The 14,467-nt window shown below is 71.1% G+C and carries 14 protein-coding genes; 7 read left to right on the forward strand and 7 right to left on the reverse strand.

Going from position 1 to position 14,467, the window contains the following annotated elements; all coding sequences use genetic code 11:
- The first annotated feature begins 42 nt into the window (after nt 1-42).
- Nucleotides 43-1,620, forward strand: a complete 1,578-nt coding sequence (locus ACWCV3_RS09640; protein ID WP_451220871.1) for a helicase HerA-like domain-containing protein — start codon at nt 43-45, stop codon at nt 1,618-1,620.
- Nucleotides 1,621-1,827: 207 nt separating this feature from the next.
- Here the strand turns inward: ACWCV3_RS09640 and ACWCV3_RS09645 are convergent, their stop codons facing one another.
- The 5 genes from ACWCV3_RS09645 to ACWCV3_RS09665 all read right to left on the reverse strand — a co-directional run bounded on the left by ACWCV3_RS09645 (nt 1,828) and on the right by ACWCV3_RS09665 (nt 4,572).
- On the reverse strand, nt 1,828-1,950 hold the full coding sequence (locus ACWCV3_RS09645; RefSeq protein ID WP_451220874.1) for a hypothetical protein: 123 nt from the start codon (nt 1,948-1,950) through the stop codon (nt 1,828-1,830).
- 56 nt (nt 1,951-2,006) lie between these two features.
- Entirely contained in the window at nt 2,007-2,330 is a 324-nt protein-coding gene (locus tag ACWCV3_RS09650; RefSeq protein ID WP_451220877.1) for a hypothetical protein, read from the reverse strand.
- Nucleotides 2,331-2,442: 112 nt separating this feature from the next.
- Nucleotides 2,443-3,060 (reverse strand): HdeD family acid-resistance protein, encoded by a 618-nt coding sequence (locus tag ACWCV3_RS09655; RefSeq protein ID WP_451220939.1) that lies wholly within the window; start codon nt 3,058-3,060, stop codon nt 2,443-2,445.
- Nucleotides 3,061-3,225: 165 nt separating this feature from the next.
- Nucleotides 3,226-3,825 carry an HhH-GPD-type base excision DNA repair protein gene (locus ACWCV3_RS09660; protein WP_451220880.1) on the reverse strand — a complete coding sequence of 200 codons (600 nt, stop codon included), beginning with the start codon at nt 3,823-3,825 and terminating at the stop codon, nt 3,226-3,228.
- A 24-nt stretch (nt 3,826-3,849) separates the two neighbouring features.
- A complete protein-coding gene (locus tag ACWCV3_RS09665; protein ID WP_451220883.1) occupies nt 3,850-4,572 on the reverse strand; it encodes a siderophore-interacting protein in 723 nt (240 codons plus the stop codon).
- 82 nt (nt 4,573-4,654) lie between these two features.
- Here ACWCV3_RS09665 and ACWCV3_RS09670 point away from each other — a divergent pair, with 82 nt between their 5' ends.
- The 4 genes from ACWCV3_RS09670 (at nt 4,655) to ACWCV3_RS09685 (ending at nt 9,783) form a co-directional block, all read left to right on the forward strand.
- A complete protein-coding gene (locus tag ACWCV3_RS09670; protein ID WP_451220886.1) occupies nt 4,655-6,787 on the forward strand; it encodes a penicillin acylase family protein in 2,133 nt (710 codons plus the stop codon).
- Nucleotides 6,780-7,388, forward strand: a complete 609-nt coding sequence (locus ACWCV3_RS09675) for a GNAT family N-acetyltransferase (RefSeq protein WP_451220889.1) — start codon at nt 6,780-6,782, stop codon at nt 7,386-7,388. The genes ACWCV3_RS09670 and ACWCV3_RS09675 overlap by 8 nt, the downstream gene beginning before the upstream one ends.
- A 97-nt stretch (nt 7,389-7,485) precedes the next feature.
- A complete protein-coding gene (locus tag ACWCV3_RS09680) occupies nt 7,486-9,186 on the forward strand; it encodes a copper resistance CopC/CopD family protein (protein ID WP_451220892.1) in 1,701 nt (566 codons plus the stop codon).
- A gap of 6 nt (nt 9,187-9,192) precedes the next feature.
- On the forward strand, nt 9,193-9,783 hold the full coding sequence (locus ACWCV3_RS09685) for a poly-gamma-glutamate hydrolase family protein (RefSeq protein WP_451220895.1): 591 nt from the start codon (nt 9,193-9,195) through the stop codon (nt 9,781-9,783).
- A 115-nt stretch (nt 9,784-9,898) separates the two neighbouring features.
- On the opposite strand, the gene ACWCV3_RS09690 is transcribed toward ACWCV3_RS09685, so the two are convergent.
- Complete coding sequence (locus ACWCV3_RS09690; RefSeq protein ID WP_451220898.1) at nt 9,899-10,378, reverse strand: DUF3515 family protein; 480 nt, start codon at nt 10,376-10,378, stop codon at nt 9,899-9,901.
- A gap of 331 nt (nt 10,379-10,709) precedes the next feature.
- Here ACWCV3_RS09690 and ACWCV3_RS09695 point away from each other — a divergent pair, with 331 nt between their 5' ends.
- Both ACWCV3_RS09695 and ACWCV3_RS09700 read left to right on the forward strand, forming a co-directional pair.
- On the forward strand, nt 10,710-11,174 hold the full coding sequence (locus ACWCV3_RS09695; protein WP_451220901.1) for a hypothetical protein: 465 nt from the start codon (nt 10,710-10,712) through the stop codon (nt 11,172-11,174).
- Entirely contained in the window at nt 11,171-11,770 is a 600-nt protein-coding gene (locus ACWCV3_RS09700; RefSeq protein ID WP_451220904.1) for a TlpA family protein disulfide reductase, read from the forward strand. The genes ACWCV3_RS09695 and ACWCV3_RS09700 overlap by 4 nt, the downstream gene beginning before the upstream one ends.
- Before the next feature lie 1,258 nt (nt 11,771-13,028).
- Here the strand turns inward: ACWCV3_RS09700 and ACWCV3_RS09705 are convergent.
- Nucleotides 13,029-14,249, reverse strand: coding sequence for a hypothetical protein (locus tag ACWCV3_RS09705; RefSeq protein WP_451220907.1), 1,221 nt, complete (start codon nt 14,247-14,249; stop codon nt 13,029-13,031).
- Nucleotides 14,250-14,467 lie beyond the last annotated feature (218 nt).

The following is a 14,467-nucleotide window of genomic DNA, read 5'->3' on the forward strand; positions in this document are numbered from 1 at the left end:
CGACTACCGGCAGTGGCGGTCGCCGGGACGAGGGGCCTTGAGATGAGCGACAGCGCGACCACGCCCGCCCCCGGCGGCTCCGGCCCGCCCCAACTGCCCGACGTGGCACGCCCGATCGCGGCCGGCTACGCCTTCACCGGCCCGGCGCTGGACCTCGGCGCGCTGCTGTGGGACGGGGCGTGTCACCCGGACGCGCGGGTCCGCGTGCCGCTCCCGATGCTGAACCGGCACGGCCTGGTCGCGGGCGCCACCGGCACCGGCAAGACCAAGACGCTCCAGCTCGTCGCCGAGCAACTCTCCGCCCAGGGCGTCCCGGTGTTCCTCGCGGACGTCAAGGGCGACCTCTCCGGCATCGCGCGGCCCGGCCGGGGCGGGGACCGGGTGGACACCCGCGCGGCGGAGACCGGGCAGAACTGGTCGGCCCAGGGCTTCCCGGTGGAGTTCCTAGCGCTCGGCGGGATCGGCCACGGCATCCCGGTGCGGGCCGCCGTCACCAGCTTCGGGCCCCTGCTGCTCTCCAAGGTGCTGGGCCTGAACCGCACTCAGGAGCAGTCCCTCGGCCTGATCTTCCACTACGCCGACACCAAGGGCCTGGAGCTGGTCGACCTCAAGGACCTACGGGCGGTCGTCGCCTTCCTCACCTGTGACGAGGGCAGGCCCGAGCTGAAGGGCATCGGCGGTCTTTCCCCCGCCACGGCCGGGGTGATCCTGCGCTCGCTGACCGCGTTCGAGGCGCAGGGCGCGGCGGACTTCTTCGGCGAGCCCGAGTTCGACACGGCCGACCTGCTGCGCCTCGCACCGGACGGGCGGGGCCTGGTCTCCGTACTGGAGCTGCCCGCGGTGCAGGACAAGCCGCAGCTGTTCTCCACCTTCCTGATGTGGCTGCTGGCCGACCTCTTCCACGACCTGCCCGAGGTGGGCGACGCCGACAGGCCGAAGCTGGTGTTCTTCCTCGACGAGGCGCATCTGCTCTTCCACGACGCCTCGGACGCGTTCCTGGACGCCGTCACGCAGACCGTGCGGCTGATCCGGTCCAAGGGGGTCGGGGTCTTCTTCGTGACCCAGACCCCGAAGGACGTCCCCTCCGACGTGCTGGGGCAGCTCGGCAACCGCGTCCAGCACGCCCTGCGCGCCTTCACCCCGGACGACCACAAGGCGCTGAAGGCGACTGTGAGGACCTTCCCCGACTCCCCCTACGACCTGGAGGAACTCCTCACCGGGCTCGGCACCGGCGAGGCCGTGATCACGGTGCTCAGTGAGAACGGCGCCCCCACCCCGGTCGCCGCCACCCGGCTCTTCGCCCCGGAGTCCCTGATGGGCCCGGTGGACGCGGACGAGCTGGACCGGGCGGTACGGCAGTCGCCGCTGTACGGACGTTATGCACAGGCTGTGGATCGCGAGTCGGCGTACGAGAAGCTGGCGGTGTCCTCGGCCCGGCCGCCCGCCGAGGCCCCGGGGCCGACCGGGGCCAAGCGGGGTAAGGCTCCGGCCGAGGAGCCCTCGCTGGTGGAACAGGTCGTCGGCAGCGGGATGTTCAGGTCGCTGGCGCGCTCGGTGGGCACCCAGCTCGGCCGGGAGATCACCCGTTCGCTGTTCGGCACGGCCCGGCGGGGGCGATAGGGGGTGCCGTCCGGATCGGTCCGGCGAGGCGGGGTCCGGCACGCGGCCCCCCCCGGCTGGCTGTGCTCGCGCGGGGGATCCCGTCGCGTCGGCTTCTTCCTCCGCCTCGCGCCTGCACGCACCTGACCCCCGCTCGGGCCGGCCAGGCGCGCCGTGTCCATCCGCGGGTCTGATCCGGACGACACCCCCTGGTCCGCCGCCGGTGCGTCAGCGGCGTTTCTCCTTCGGCGGCCGCTGCCGCTGGGCCGGCTCGTCCCGCCGGTCGGGCGCGCTGCGCCGGGCCTCGGCGCGCAGCAGGGCGCGCAGGACCGCGTAGGGGTCGGTGGGCATGGCTGTGGTCCTCCTGCTTTCGAAGCTGACATGGCGGTGCCGACTGCTCGGCCCGCTCAGCAGCGCAGGACGACCGTGCTGAGGAGGGGTGCGGGGTGCGGGGGCCGCGCGCGCTCCGGGCGCGGTGCCGTGCCGGCCGGGCCGGACACCGGGGCGGGCGGGGAAGCGGTGCGGTCGGGAAGGCCGGCCTGATGGCGGGCGTGGGCGCCGGGGCGGGCCGGGGTGGCGGGCAGGTCGTGCTCGCACTCCTGGGCCATGCCGGGCACCGGGCCCGGCTGTGCGAGGGCCACATGGCCGCCGGGCACCGACAGGGCGAGCAGCAGTACGAGCGCCCGGAACCAGCTCCGGGCGCGCGAGGCACGTGGACGCGCGGTGCTCACGCAGTTCTTGTCCCCGCCGGAGCCCCCCGATGCGCCTCCGGCCGCCCAGGTTCGCCCGCACGGCGTACGAGGGCGGCAGCAGGGTGACGGCCGGAGGGAACGGGGGCGGGGGTCAGACCGTCTGCGGGATTTCCTTGGCGCGTCCCTTGATCCGGAAGGAGGTGACGATCTCGACGATGCCGACGATGATCAGCCACCAGCCACCCACCAGGGTCAGCACGGCGATCGACTCGAAGGGGGAGTCGATCAGCACGATGCCGGCGATGAAGGTGACGATGCCGAGGAAGATGTGCCAGCCGCGCGCGGGCATCTGCTTGTCGGAGATGGCGGCCATGGTCTGCGTGATGCCCCGGATCAGCCAGCCGATGCCGATGAACAGCGCCAGCAGCAGGATCGACTGCATCGGTCCCCGGAAGCAGAACAGGCCCAGCAGGATGGACAGCGCGCCGCTGATGAAGGCCAGCACCCGCAGCGAGGTCTTCCTGTGTGTGCCGAACGCGGACACCAGCTGGAACACGCCGCTGACCAGCAGGTAGATGCCGAACAGCACACCGACCGCGACCAGGGTGGCCCCCGGCCAGATCAGCACCAGGATGCCGAGGATCAGCGAGGCGATGCCGGTGAGCAGCACGACCTGCCAGGCCGCCTGGGACAGCATGTGCAGCGGTCCCTCGAGCGGCTCTTCGGGGTCGTGGCGCTCCCGCTCCGCGCGCTCACGGTCCTTGTCCATCCGGACCGCGTCGGGGCCGTTGGCGGTGCCGGGCTGCGCCTGGCCCGCGTCGGGATTCGGTTCGTACGGGCCGCCCTGGGTGGGGCCGCCGATGGGAGGCTCGGTCATGTTCCATGCTTGGACCGAACGGGGACATTCCGCCACTCGAGGAGCGTCCGACGGGTGCTACTCCTTCGCCCTGGCCGCCTTCGCCGCCTTCGCGGCGGCCTTCATCTCCTGCTTGTGCGCCCGCACCTTGGCCAGCGATTCCGGGCCGGTGATGTCGGCGACGGAGCGGTACGACCTGGCCTCGCCGTAAGGCCCTGCCGCCTCCCGCCACCCCTGCGGCGTCACCCCGAGCTGCTTGCCGAGCAGGGCGAGGAAGATCTGCGCCTTCTGCCTGCCGAACCCCGGCAGCGCCTCCAGCCGCTTCAGCAGCTCGACTCCGCTGCCGGCGTCGCGCCACACCGCCTCGGCGTCACCGTCGTGGTGCTCGACCAGGTACTGGCACAGCGCCTGCACCCGCCTGGCCATCGACCCCGGGTAGCGGTGCACGGCCGGTTTCTCGGAGAGCAGCGCGGCGAACTCCTCGGGGTCGCGGGCGGCGATGTCGTGCGCGTCCAGGTCGTCGGCGCCCATGCGGCGCGCGATCGTCTCCGGGCCCTTGAACGCCCACTCCATCGGGATCTGCTGGTCCAGCAGCATCCCGGTGAGCGCGGCGAGCGGGCTGCGGCCGAGCAGCGCGTCGGCGTCGGGGTCCTGGGCGAGGTGCAGGGTGACGTCCATGCGTCCATGATCCCGCGCGCGGGATCAATCCGCCCGCCAGTACCCCAGCGCGTGCACGCGCTGCCTGGGCACGCCCAGCTCCTTGCGGACGTACGAGCCGAGGGCGCGGGTGGTCGCGGTGTCGCAGGCGATCCACACGTACGGGTGCTCGGTGCCGGAGAGGATCGCGGGCAGCTCGGCGCGGACCCGCTCCACGAGGTGCCTCCCGGCCTCCTGGCGCGGTACCTCGCGGATCTCGTGCCGCGCCGGGTCGGCACCGGACGGCAGTCCGTCGAGGGCGCCCTCGAACCAGACCGTCGCCGGGGCCGAACCAAGCGCCTGAAGAAGGGAGTTGATCGCGGGCAGCGAGGCGGTGTCGCCGACCGCCAGGACGTGCGAGGGCGCGGGGTCGGGGCGCTGGAAGCCGGTGCCCTGGACGGTCGCCCCGACGGTGTCGCCCTCCTCGGCCGTGCGCGCCCAGTCGGAGGCGCGCCCCTCGTGCAGGGCGAACTCCAGGGCCAGGGTGCCGGTTGCGGGGTCGGGGTCGACGAGGGTGTAGGCGCGCTGGTGGGGGCGGCCGCCGTCGGAGAACCACAGGCGGACCCACATCGTGGGGTGCACGCCGGTCGCCGCGAGCAGTCCGCCGTCGGTCATCCGCAACCGCCGGTAGAGCGGGGTGACGTCCTCGGCGCCGGTCACCGTGAACGTGAAGTCCTTCGCCCCCAGCAGCCTGAGTACCGCGCCCTCCCAGCCCCGCCCCTGGCCCATCGTGTCTCCGCCCTCGCGTACGATTCCTCCACCTGACGGTAAAGTTAGGCAAGGCTAACCTAAAAATGAAGGGTGCTCCAGGGTGACCACCGAGACCTACCGCGACGCCTGGGGCATCCCCCATCTGCGTGCCGCCGGCGCCCGTGAACTCGCCCGCGCCCAGGGCCGGGTGACCGCGGTCGACCGCGCCTGGCAGCTGGAGGTCGAGCGGCACCGCGCACGGGGCACCTCGGCGTCCTTCCTCGGCGCCGCCGCCCTCCCCTGGGACGTCTTCGCCCGCCGCGCCCGCCTCGACGACACCGCGCGACGCTGCTTCGCCGCACTTCAGAGACGGGACCCCGAGACGGCGGACTGGGTCCGCGCCTACGTCGACGGCGTCAACGCGGGCCTGCCCGAAGGAGCCTCGCGCACACCGGAGTTCGCGCGGGTGGGCCTGGCTCCCGGCCACTGGGAGCCGTGGACCCCGCTCGGCGTCTGGCTCGGCACCCACATCCTGTTCGCCGGCTTCCCGGCCAAGCTGTGGCGGGAGGAGGCGACACGGCACCTCGGTCCCGACGCGGTCGGCCTCTTCGCCACGGACGGTCCCGGCACCGCGGGCAGCAACGGCTGGCTCCTCGCCGGCACCCGCACCACCACCGGCCTCCCCCTCCTCGCCGGTGACCCCCACCGCCTCCTCGAGGAGCCGGGCGTCTACCAGCAGATCCGCCTGTCCTGCCCCGAGTTCGACGTCGTCGGTCTCGCCGTCCCCGGCGTCCCCGGCACGGCCCACTTCGCCCACACCGGCCACGTCGCCTGGTCCGTCACCAACGCCATGGCCGACTACCAGGACCTCTACCGGGAACGCCTCCGCCGCACGGGGGCGGGCGTGGAGGCGCTCTCCCCCGAGGGGGTCTGGCAGCCGGCGGTCCGGTGCGTGGAGACCGTCGAGGTGGCGGGGGAGGAGGCGGTGGAGGTCGAGGTCGTCGAGACGGAGCGGGGGCCGGTGATCGCGGGAGGTCCGGAGGGGCTCTGCGGGTCGGAGGGCACGCGGATTCCCCCGGCGCGTCCAGGCGACGGCCCCGCCACGGCCCTGGCCCTGCGCTGTCCACCCCGCGTGACCGAGGACCTCGGCTTCAGCGCCCTGCTCCCCCTCCTGAGAGCCCGCACGGTCGCCGACGTGGACCGCGCCCTGGACGCCTGGGCCGAGCCGGTCAACGTCGTACAGGCCGCCGACACCACGGGTGCCGTGCTCCACAGAGTCGCCGGGCGGGTCCCCGTACGTCCCCGTGCCAACAGCCTCCGCCCTGTCCCCGCGTGGGAGAAGGGGTACGCATGGCGGGGCTGGCACACACCCGCGCACGCCCCCGTGGACGACGGCATGGCCGTGATGGCGAACCAGCGCGGTCCCGCCGCCCCTCTCGGCATCGAGTTCGCCCCGCCCCACCGGGCCGACCGCATCCGCACCCTCCTCGAACGGCGACCCGTCTGGTCCGCCACCGACCTCCCCGCCGTCCACACCGACACCCACCTGGCCTCGGCGGCCCCCCTCCTGGCCCACCTCGCCGCCCTGACCGGCCTCACCCCGCAGGCCACCCGCCTGCGCGACCGGCTCCTGTCCTGGAACCGCCACATGGACGCCGACAGCACCGACGCGGCCGTGTACGCGGCCCTGCGCACGGCGGTCGTCCGCCGCCTGGCCGCCCACCCCGCCTTCGCCGCCCTCGCCGAACCCCCGGCCTGCCCCGAGGTCCTCCTCCCCTGGATGTCCCTGACGGCCCGCATCGGTTTCGCCCTCGAACACCTTCTGGAGGCAGAGGAGTTGTACGGAATCGACCGCCGCCTGACCGTACGGGAGGCCCTTGAGGAGACCGCGGAAGCACCCCCGTCCACCCCCTGGTCCGACACCCACCGAGTGGCTCCCTGGCGAGCCCTCCCCGACGGTCCGTACACGGAACCGGGCCTGGCCGGCGACCACGACTGCGTCAACTGCACCAGCGCGGTCCCCGGCATCACCGACGTGGCGGTCCGAGGTCCCGCCGCCCGCTACGTGTGGGACCTGGACGACCGCGAGAACAGCCGCTGGATCGTCCCCTTCGGCGCGGACGGCGTACCCGGCGGCCCGCACCACCGCGACCAGCTCCCCCTGTGGCTCGCGGGAGACCTCGCTCGGGTCGTCACCGACTGGAACCGGCTCACCCTCGAACACACCGGCACCCCCGAGGAAGCGCATGCCTGAGACCGCCCGCCACGAACAGCACGTCCCCGGCTACGGCACCGTCGCCGTCCGCCCCCTGGACCCCGCGGCGGACGCCCGGGTGATCCACGCCTGGGTCAGCCAGGAGAGAGCCGCCTTCTGGGGGATGACGGACCTGACCGAGGCCCAGGTGGCAGAGGTGTACGCCCACATGGCCACCCTCGACACCCACCACGCCCACCTCGTCACCAAGGACGGCGACCCCGCCGCCCTCCTCCAGACCTACGACCCCGCCGCCGACCGCGTGAGCGAGTGCTACGAGGTACGCCCGGGCGACACCGGCGTCCACCTCCTCGTCGCCCCCGCCGCCCCCGGCGCCCACCGCCCCGGCTGGACGTCGGCCCTGCTGACCGTGGTCGCGGACTACGTCCTGCGCGTCCTGGACCGCACCCGCGTCGTGGTCGACCCGGACGTCCGCAACACCAGAGCCATCACCCGTTTCGAGCGCCAGGGCTTCACCCCGGGCCCCGAGGTCGTCCTCCCCGAGATCGACCTGCCGGACGTGTACCTGCCGGAGAAGCGCGCCCGCCTCGCCTTCCTCACCCGCGAGACCGCCTTCGCGGAGGCCGCCGGTACGGTTTGAGCGCCCCGCCGCCGGCATCCGTACAAGCGGGGGACAGAGCGGGGTCCGACGACGGAGGCGGGGCGACGTGCGCGACCGTGGAAGAGCGCTCAGGCGCGTGCTGCCGGCGTTCACGAGCCTGCTCCTGCTGGTCCTGGGCACCGCGTCCCCCGCCTCCGCACACGCGGCCCTGCGCGCGAGCGACCCCGAGGACGGAATGATCCTCCCGCGCGCCCCGCGCACCCTGACCCTGACCTACACCGAGTCGGTCGGCCTGCTCACCGACTCGTTCCGGATCTACGACCCCGGGAACCATCGGCTGAGGACCGGCCCGGCCGACCACGCCCCAGGCCGGGCGGACACGGTCCGCGTCCCGCTGCCGGCGCGGATGGCGAAGGGCACGTACGTGGTGGCGTGGCGCGTGGTCTCCGCCGACAGCCACCCGGTCTCCGGAGCGCTCACCTTCTCGGTGGGCGAGCGCACGGTGACGACCGCGACGGCGCCCGGCGAGACGGAGAACCGCACCACCACCAGCCTCTACGACATCGTCCGGTATCTGTCGTACCTGGCGGTGGCGCTGGTGCTGGGGGCGGCCGCGTTCGTCGCGTACTGCCGTCCGCCCCGACGGGGCGTTCTGCGACCGCTGTTCGTCACCGGCGCCGCCACCCTGCTCGGCTCCACGCCGGCCCTGCTCCTGCTGCGTGGCCCGTACGAGGAGGGCACGGCACCCGCGTTCACCTCCCTGGGCCGCACGCTGACCACACGTCCCGGTGAACTCCTCCTCGCACGGCTGCTGTTGCTGCTGGTGGCGGTGGGCGCCGTGCTGCTCCTGCGGCGCCGGCCCGTACCGCGTCCGGCCGCGGTGACCGCGGGCGCGGTCCTCGCCGTGGCCCTCGCCCTGACCTGGTCGGCCGCCGAGCACGCCTCGGCCGGCATCCAGGTCCCCCTCGCCGTCGCCTCCACCACCCTCCACCTCCTGGCGACGGCGTGCTGGCTGGGCGGCCTGGCGGCGCTGCTGATGACCCTGCGGGCCTCGACCGTCCCGGCGCGGGTGGTGACCCGCTTCTCCCGCCTGGCGCAGACCTCGGTGGCCGTCCTGGTGGTCACCGGCGTCTACCAGTCCTGGCGCGGCCTCGGCACCTGGCAGGCACTGACGGACACGACGTACGGCCGGGTGCTGCTGGCGAAGCTGGCGGCGGTGGGGGTGCTGCTGGCGGCGGCGGCGTGGTCGCGGAAGTGGACGGGACGGCTGTCCACCGCGGCCGAGGTGCCGGCGAAGGTCCTCGAGCCCGCGGGCGGCGCCGCGCTCCCCCCGGAGCCGCCCGCCCCCGCCCCCGCCCTCCCGGTACACCGGCTGCGCCGCACCGTACTGGCCGAGGCGGCCGTAGGAGTGGTCGTCCTCGTCCTGACGACCCTCCTGACCAGCACACTTCCCGGCCGCGCGGCCGAGGAGGCGGCCACGGCGGACACCGGCATCCCGGCGGCCTCGGTCACGAACGTCCCGTTCACGGTCGGCGAGAACGGCCGGGGCAAGGTCCAGATCACCTTCGACCCCGGCAAGGTGGGCTCCAACTCCCTCCAGGCGGTGGTCTACGGGGCGAACGGAGCACTGGCGGCCGTCCCCGAACTCCGCATCACCATGACCCTCCCCGCCCAGCGCCTGGGGCCCCTGGACACGGGTGTCACCGACCGGGGCGGCTACTGGGCCACGAACTCCTTCGACCTCCCGATCCCCGGCACCTGGACCATGAAGGTGACGGTCCGCGTCTCCGAACTGGACCAGGTGACGGTCTCCCGCGAGGTGCGGGTGACACGCTGAGGGGCGATGCACACGGAGCGAGTGACGATCGAGAACGTGCCCTTCGAGACGACGCTGCACCTGGCGGGCCCCGTCGGCCTGCTGGCCCTGCACGGAGCCGTGGAGGGCGGCACGGCGGAACTGGCGCGGGAGGTGGCGGCCCGCACCGGAGCCACCCTCCTGACCTTCACCCAGCCGGAGGGCCCCCCGACGCACATCCCCTCCACCCGCATGTCCCCCTGCACCCCGCTGACCACCTTCCTCACCCACGCGACCCTGACGGTCTCCCTCCACGGCCACAACCGCCGCTCCGCGCCCCGGACGGTCTACGTGGGCGGCTCCAACCGCCCGGCGGCCCGGGTCCTGGCCTCCGCCCTGACCGACTCGCCCTTCACCCCGGTCACCATCCTGTCCGGCATCCCCCACCCCCTGAGGGGCCTCCACCCCGACAACCCGGTCAACCGGACCCGCGACGGCGGAGTCCAACTGGAACTCCCGGTCCTGGCCCGTACGACCCACCCGGTGCCGACCGACCCGGAGATCCCGCCGAGGGAGGTGGTGGACGGGATCGTGACGGGGGTGCGGAGGTCGCTGGAGAGGGCGGGAACCCGTTGGTGACGAGCAGACCCCCGTGACCTTGGCCCAGTCGTGACGGGCCGCCGGTAGATCCGTCTGCCATCAAAGACGTTGACCGGTCAGATAGACCTCGAATCCCCGTTGGCGCGGGGTGGCGTCAGGGGGTATCGACGCAGCGCCTGCCCTGACGGCTCGGGGCCACGAGGTGGGAGAGGTCGATCAGGGCCGCGTCGATCTTCCCTGCGCCCTCGAAGACGACCTGAGTCGCAGGAACTCGTCCGTAGGTCACGATGACCTTGCGGGAGCCTGTGGATTGTCGAGAGTCGATCACCCAGTCGACACCGTCAACAGATACGCACATGTCCTTGGTGGGACCCGGCGGGGTCACTCCGCACCGCAGGACGATGTCGCGGTCCCCCCACACGGCCACCCCGGGCACGTCGGTGTCCCAGCGGGAGAACCCGCCCAGCGAGTTCGGGGCGGCGTCGGCAATGCGCGCACAGGGTGTCGCGCCGGCGTCCCTGGCCTGCGGCACGCCGGGATCCCGCCCGGTGACGGCGTAGCCGGTGACGGCGGCCGCACCCAGGACGCACACCCCCGCGAAGAGGGCGAACCGAGTCCGACGGGTGAGAGGCACGTGGGGCCCTGCTTTCCGGTCCGGGACGGTGTCGGTCTCGCAGCACGGTAGAACACCCCGTCAGCCGCGACTCACCAGACCCGGCTGACGGTGCTCATGATCGAGTGCCCGGCAGTGACCGATCCGGCCCACTGCCGTCCCCCGGTCCGAAGATCTTCCGGAGAGCGGCAGCACACCTTCCATGCAGTGGCAGCGCTCCGTGCCGCAAGCCCTCGCGGCGGCGACTGTTCCGTACCGACCCCCGTCCTCCCGGTCCCATCGGCAGGGAGGACAATGACCGAGCGGAAGCGGGCCACCAGCAAGTGACCTGCTGTGACAAGGGAGATGGCGCATGACCGTCACCTGGCGCGGTGCGTTGTCCTACGCGCTCACCGTGACCGTGTTGTCGTGGCTGACCGGAGCCGTGGTGGACCTCGCCTGGCAGGCCGCCGACGGCAGCCTCGGCACTTGGACCGACAGCTGGGTGACGGATCCGTGGAACGCGTTCTTCCTCGCCGCCGCGGTGGCCACCCTGACGGCCACGCGCCGGCTGACGGCCCCGCTGCCGGTGTGGCGCGTCGTCCTGATCGACGGCTGCGCCTACCTGGTTGTACTCCTTCTCTGCGCCGGACTGTCCTCCTGGGCCGCAGGGGACGACGCACCGGCCGACTCGGCGTTCCTGGTGGCAGTCCTATCCCTGTTCACCTTCCAGTTGCCGGCCGCCTGGCTGCTGAGTGTCTGGCGAGCGCGCCACCTGGAGACCGTTCTCTCCCGCGCCGGTGCCCATGATCCTTCCGGCCGGCTGACCGGGCGATGACCGTCCCGTTCCCGCGTGCGGCGGCGCTGGGACTGCTGATCGCCGGCCCGCTGCTGGCGGGCTGCGACAGCTACGCCCCGGTCGACGACACCGACGCCTCCGGTTCCCTCACCCGCACCATCGCCGAGGAGGACCGCCCGACGGCGCCCGACCTGGGCGGAACCACGCTGGACGGCGCTACCGTGCGGCTGTCGCACTACCGGGGCGACGTCGTCGTCGTCAGTGCGTGGGCAGCCTGGTGCGGACCCTGCGTCGCCGAGGCTCCCGAGCTCGCGCAGATCCAGCGCGTGTGGCGGGAGCGCGGCGTACGGGTGCTCGGCCTCGACAACGACGCCGACAGCGGTCGCGGGCTGGCCTTTCAGAACAAGCACCGCCTCGGTTACCCGTCCCTGCGGGACCCGCACGGACAGCTGGGCCGCAGTCTGCCGAAGGGCCTGGTGAACCCGCAGGCCCTGCCCTACACGATCGTCGTCGACCGGCAGGGCAGGGTCGCCGCGGCCCGCACGGGACCGGTGACCGAGGCCGAGATGGCGGACGTCCTCGCCTCCCTGCTGAAGGCTCCACGGCCCCAGCGGACGTCCGAGACGCACGGGTGATCCGGGCGTCCTGCCAGAACTCGGTGAGCGACCCTGGAACGGGTGCGTACGATCGCAGCCGATACCCACTCGACGACGAAGGGCCCCTGTTTCCAGGGGCCCTTCGGCATCGTGCCCGGTGAGGTGTCATCGCGCGCCCACTGAGTTTTGCGGGGCAACCCTCAGGACCAGAAGTCGGAGTGCACATTGGGACGGGGGACGGGGTGCTTATAGGCCGGGCATTCGGTGACTCGGTGGGAGCAGCCACGTCGGACGCCTTGACGCAAGGAGTGGTTGCCTCGAAGAAGACCTGCCTTTCAGCCCCACCGTCAAAGCGATCCCGTAGCCGTCGGACGACTGGGAGTAGATTGCCGGGAACTCCTCGTCCTTGTTCGCCGACTTGATCCTATAGCCGCCCTTTTCCCAGGCCCGCTGAACCGGCCCCGACAGATTTCCCACCCGCTCCTGAGAGATGGCCGTCATCTGCTTCTCATTCCTATGCGGCGTGGACCCAGCCGCACGGCCTTCTGTACTGCAACCCGAAAGCAGAAGGGCCGCTGCACAGACCAGCGTCACCAACCACGCCCGCAACGTCGAAGGCCCCCACCGCGAACGGTGGGGGCCTTCGACATCGTGCCCGGTGAGGCACTGGCGGAGGATACGAGATTCGAACTCGTGAGGGGTTGCCCCCAACACGCTTTCCAAATGTTCGTATGGGGGTCCGGCGGGGGTCGTGGGCGTTCTGACCTGCGGCGGAGCGTTCGGGGTGACCCGTCCGGACGGACCCGGACGGCGGTGAATGAGACCAGAACTGAGACCGGGCGGCTTGGAGCCGGCGGGAGGCGCTGCCAGACAGCTGGACACGCGCTGAGGACGATGGACGGCGAACCGTCTCAAGGGAAACGCCGATCACAAGCTACTGCTCTGAACCCCCTGCGTCCGTCTGCCGGTCGGGAGCCCCAGACAGTTCAGGCAGTGCTGCGAGTGTGCACACCATGCTGCCAGCGGCGGGTCTGGCGAAGCAGGACGGTGACAACGACACCCGCCGTCGTGTCTACGATGCAGGCGCAGTCGAGGCGCTGGTAAGTGCAGCGCCCGAACGGGTGCTGGGGCCCGCAGCCGTAAGTCTGTTCGGGCGCCACCACGCACTGGAGGACGTCACTCTCGTGGAACCCGAGTTCACGTGCTCGTTGTTGAGCGTGAGGTGACAGGAGCACTCCTGCCTGGTGGCGGAGTCGCTCCAGTGCCCGACTCTGGCGTCCTGCACGACCCCGGACTCTCATCGGCCGGCCTGCTGGTCGAAGTTCAGAAGTTCCTTGACCGCACTCGGGCTCCAACTTCCGGTATGGCTCCGTGTAGGTATTGCCTCCGCCTCGAGCGTCGCGGCGATCTCCCGAAGCGGGAGTCCCTTGCGATCTAGTTCTACCGCTTTCCTCTGGGCGTAGTCGATAGATCGGGTCTCCTCCAGGACCGTGGCCTGATCGCGAATCCGAAGTGCTGCGAACAACTCCGTGCCTTCGCGCAGAAGGCGATTGTAGTTCGGGTTTTCGTTCACGGCTTGGATCGGGACGCCGTTTTCCATCACCTGTATGCCCCGGAAGAGAGCCATGTCATACACCACGTTACGCTGCGCTGGTGTGGAGAAGATTGTGTCAGGGTTGGCCACGTAGAGGGTTCGGTAGTGGCCGTTATCCATGATTTGACTCAACAGTTGAGCCAGGCCGTCATTTATATGTTGGGGATCGGTTGGAATTACGGCGAGATGAGGTTCGGAGAGAGCGGCGTCGAACTTTCGTGCTCCTGCCTCTGCGTCTTTGCTTCCGAGTGCCGCCATGAAGTGAATTTCGGAACAAGGCAGGTGAAGGCGTCCGGGTTGGCGTGATTGAGCTCCGATCACTTCCCGGTGGTCGTATTTCGGATATTTCTCCCCGTCACACTCTTCCCACAGGAGTCGGGAGATGCCCTGTCGGGTCCACAGTGTAGGCCGCTCGTACCAGTCGCTCATTTCGAGAATTCGAGCCGCATCCGCATAGGTGTAACTCATCTCATGCACGAGTTTATGTGCCAAGCGGGCGCATTCTTCATGGGTTGGCCATCCCCGGGAGATGTACGCTGGACTCGTCCCGTTGCTGGATGTCGGAGGGAGTAGCCCATGTCGTTCGCGAGCCAACTCAATGGCCAGATCCTGCAGGCTTTCCGATCCGCGAGCGTCCGCGATCTGCTCTTGCCCGATGACAACCGAAGCTCCAGTTGCCATCACTTCAGCGCAGGCGGCTGCGCGTGTTACGGCATTTTCCAAATGAGTCTTATCTTTGATGCGCAGGAGATCGGCCATTCCAAGTCTGATCAGGCAGATGGCTTCCTGTAGTGCGATTCTTTCTGCTGCCTTAACGGGGCGATCCCCCAATGAGCGCGCTTCCCTTCTCAGTAGGGTGCGGGCGTCAAGATCTATTACCTTGACGTCGTTTGCTCTCGCTCCGATGCTGTAATGGATCTCCATAAATCCCCCTCGTGACTGAGTGCCTCGCTGGAACTTGTTGCCCTACCTGTTTAAGGGCTGTCCCGCAATCCCCGGCGGGCACGCGACGACAGCTACGGCACCTCGCAGCGTTGTCGGATCGTCCACATACGCCCAGTATGCGGACGACCCTCCGCCTTGCGATGCACCGCATCTGACGCCGCGCGCTGATCCACCGTGGATTACGGGACAGCCCTTAG

It is taken from the genome of Streptomyces sp. NPDC001781, from assembly GCF_053596035.1.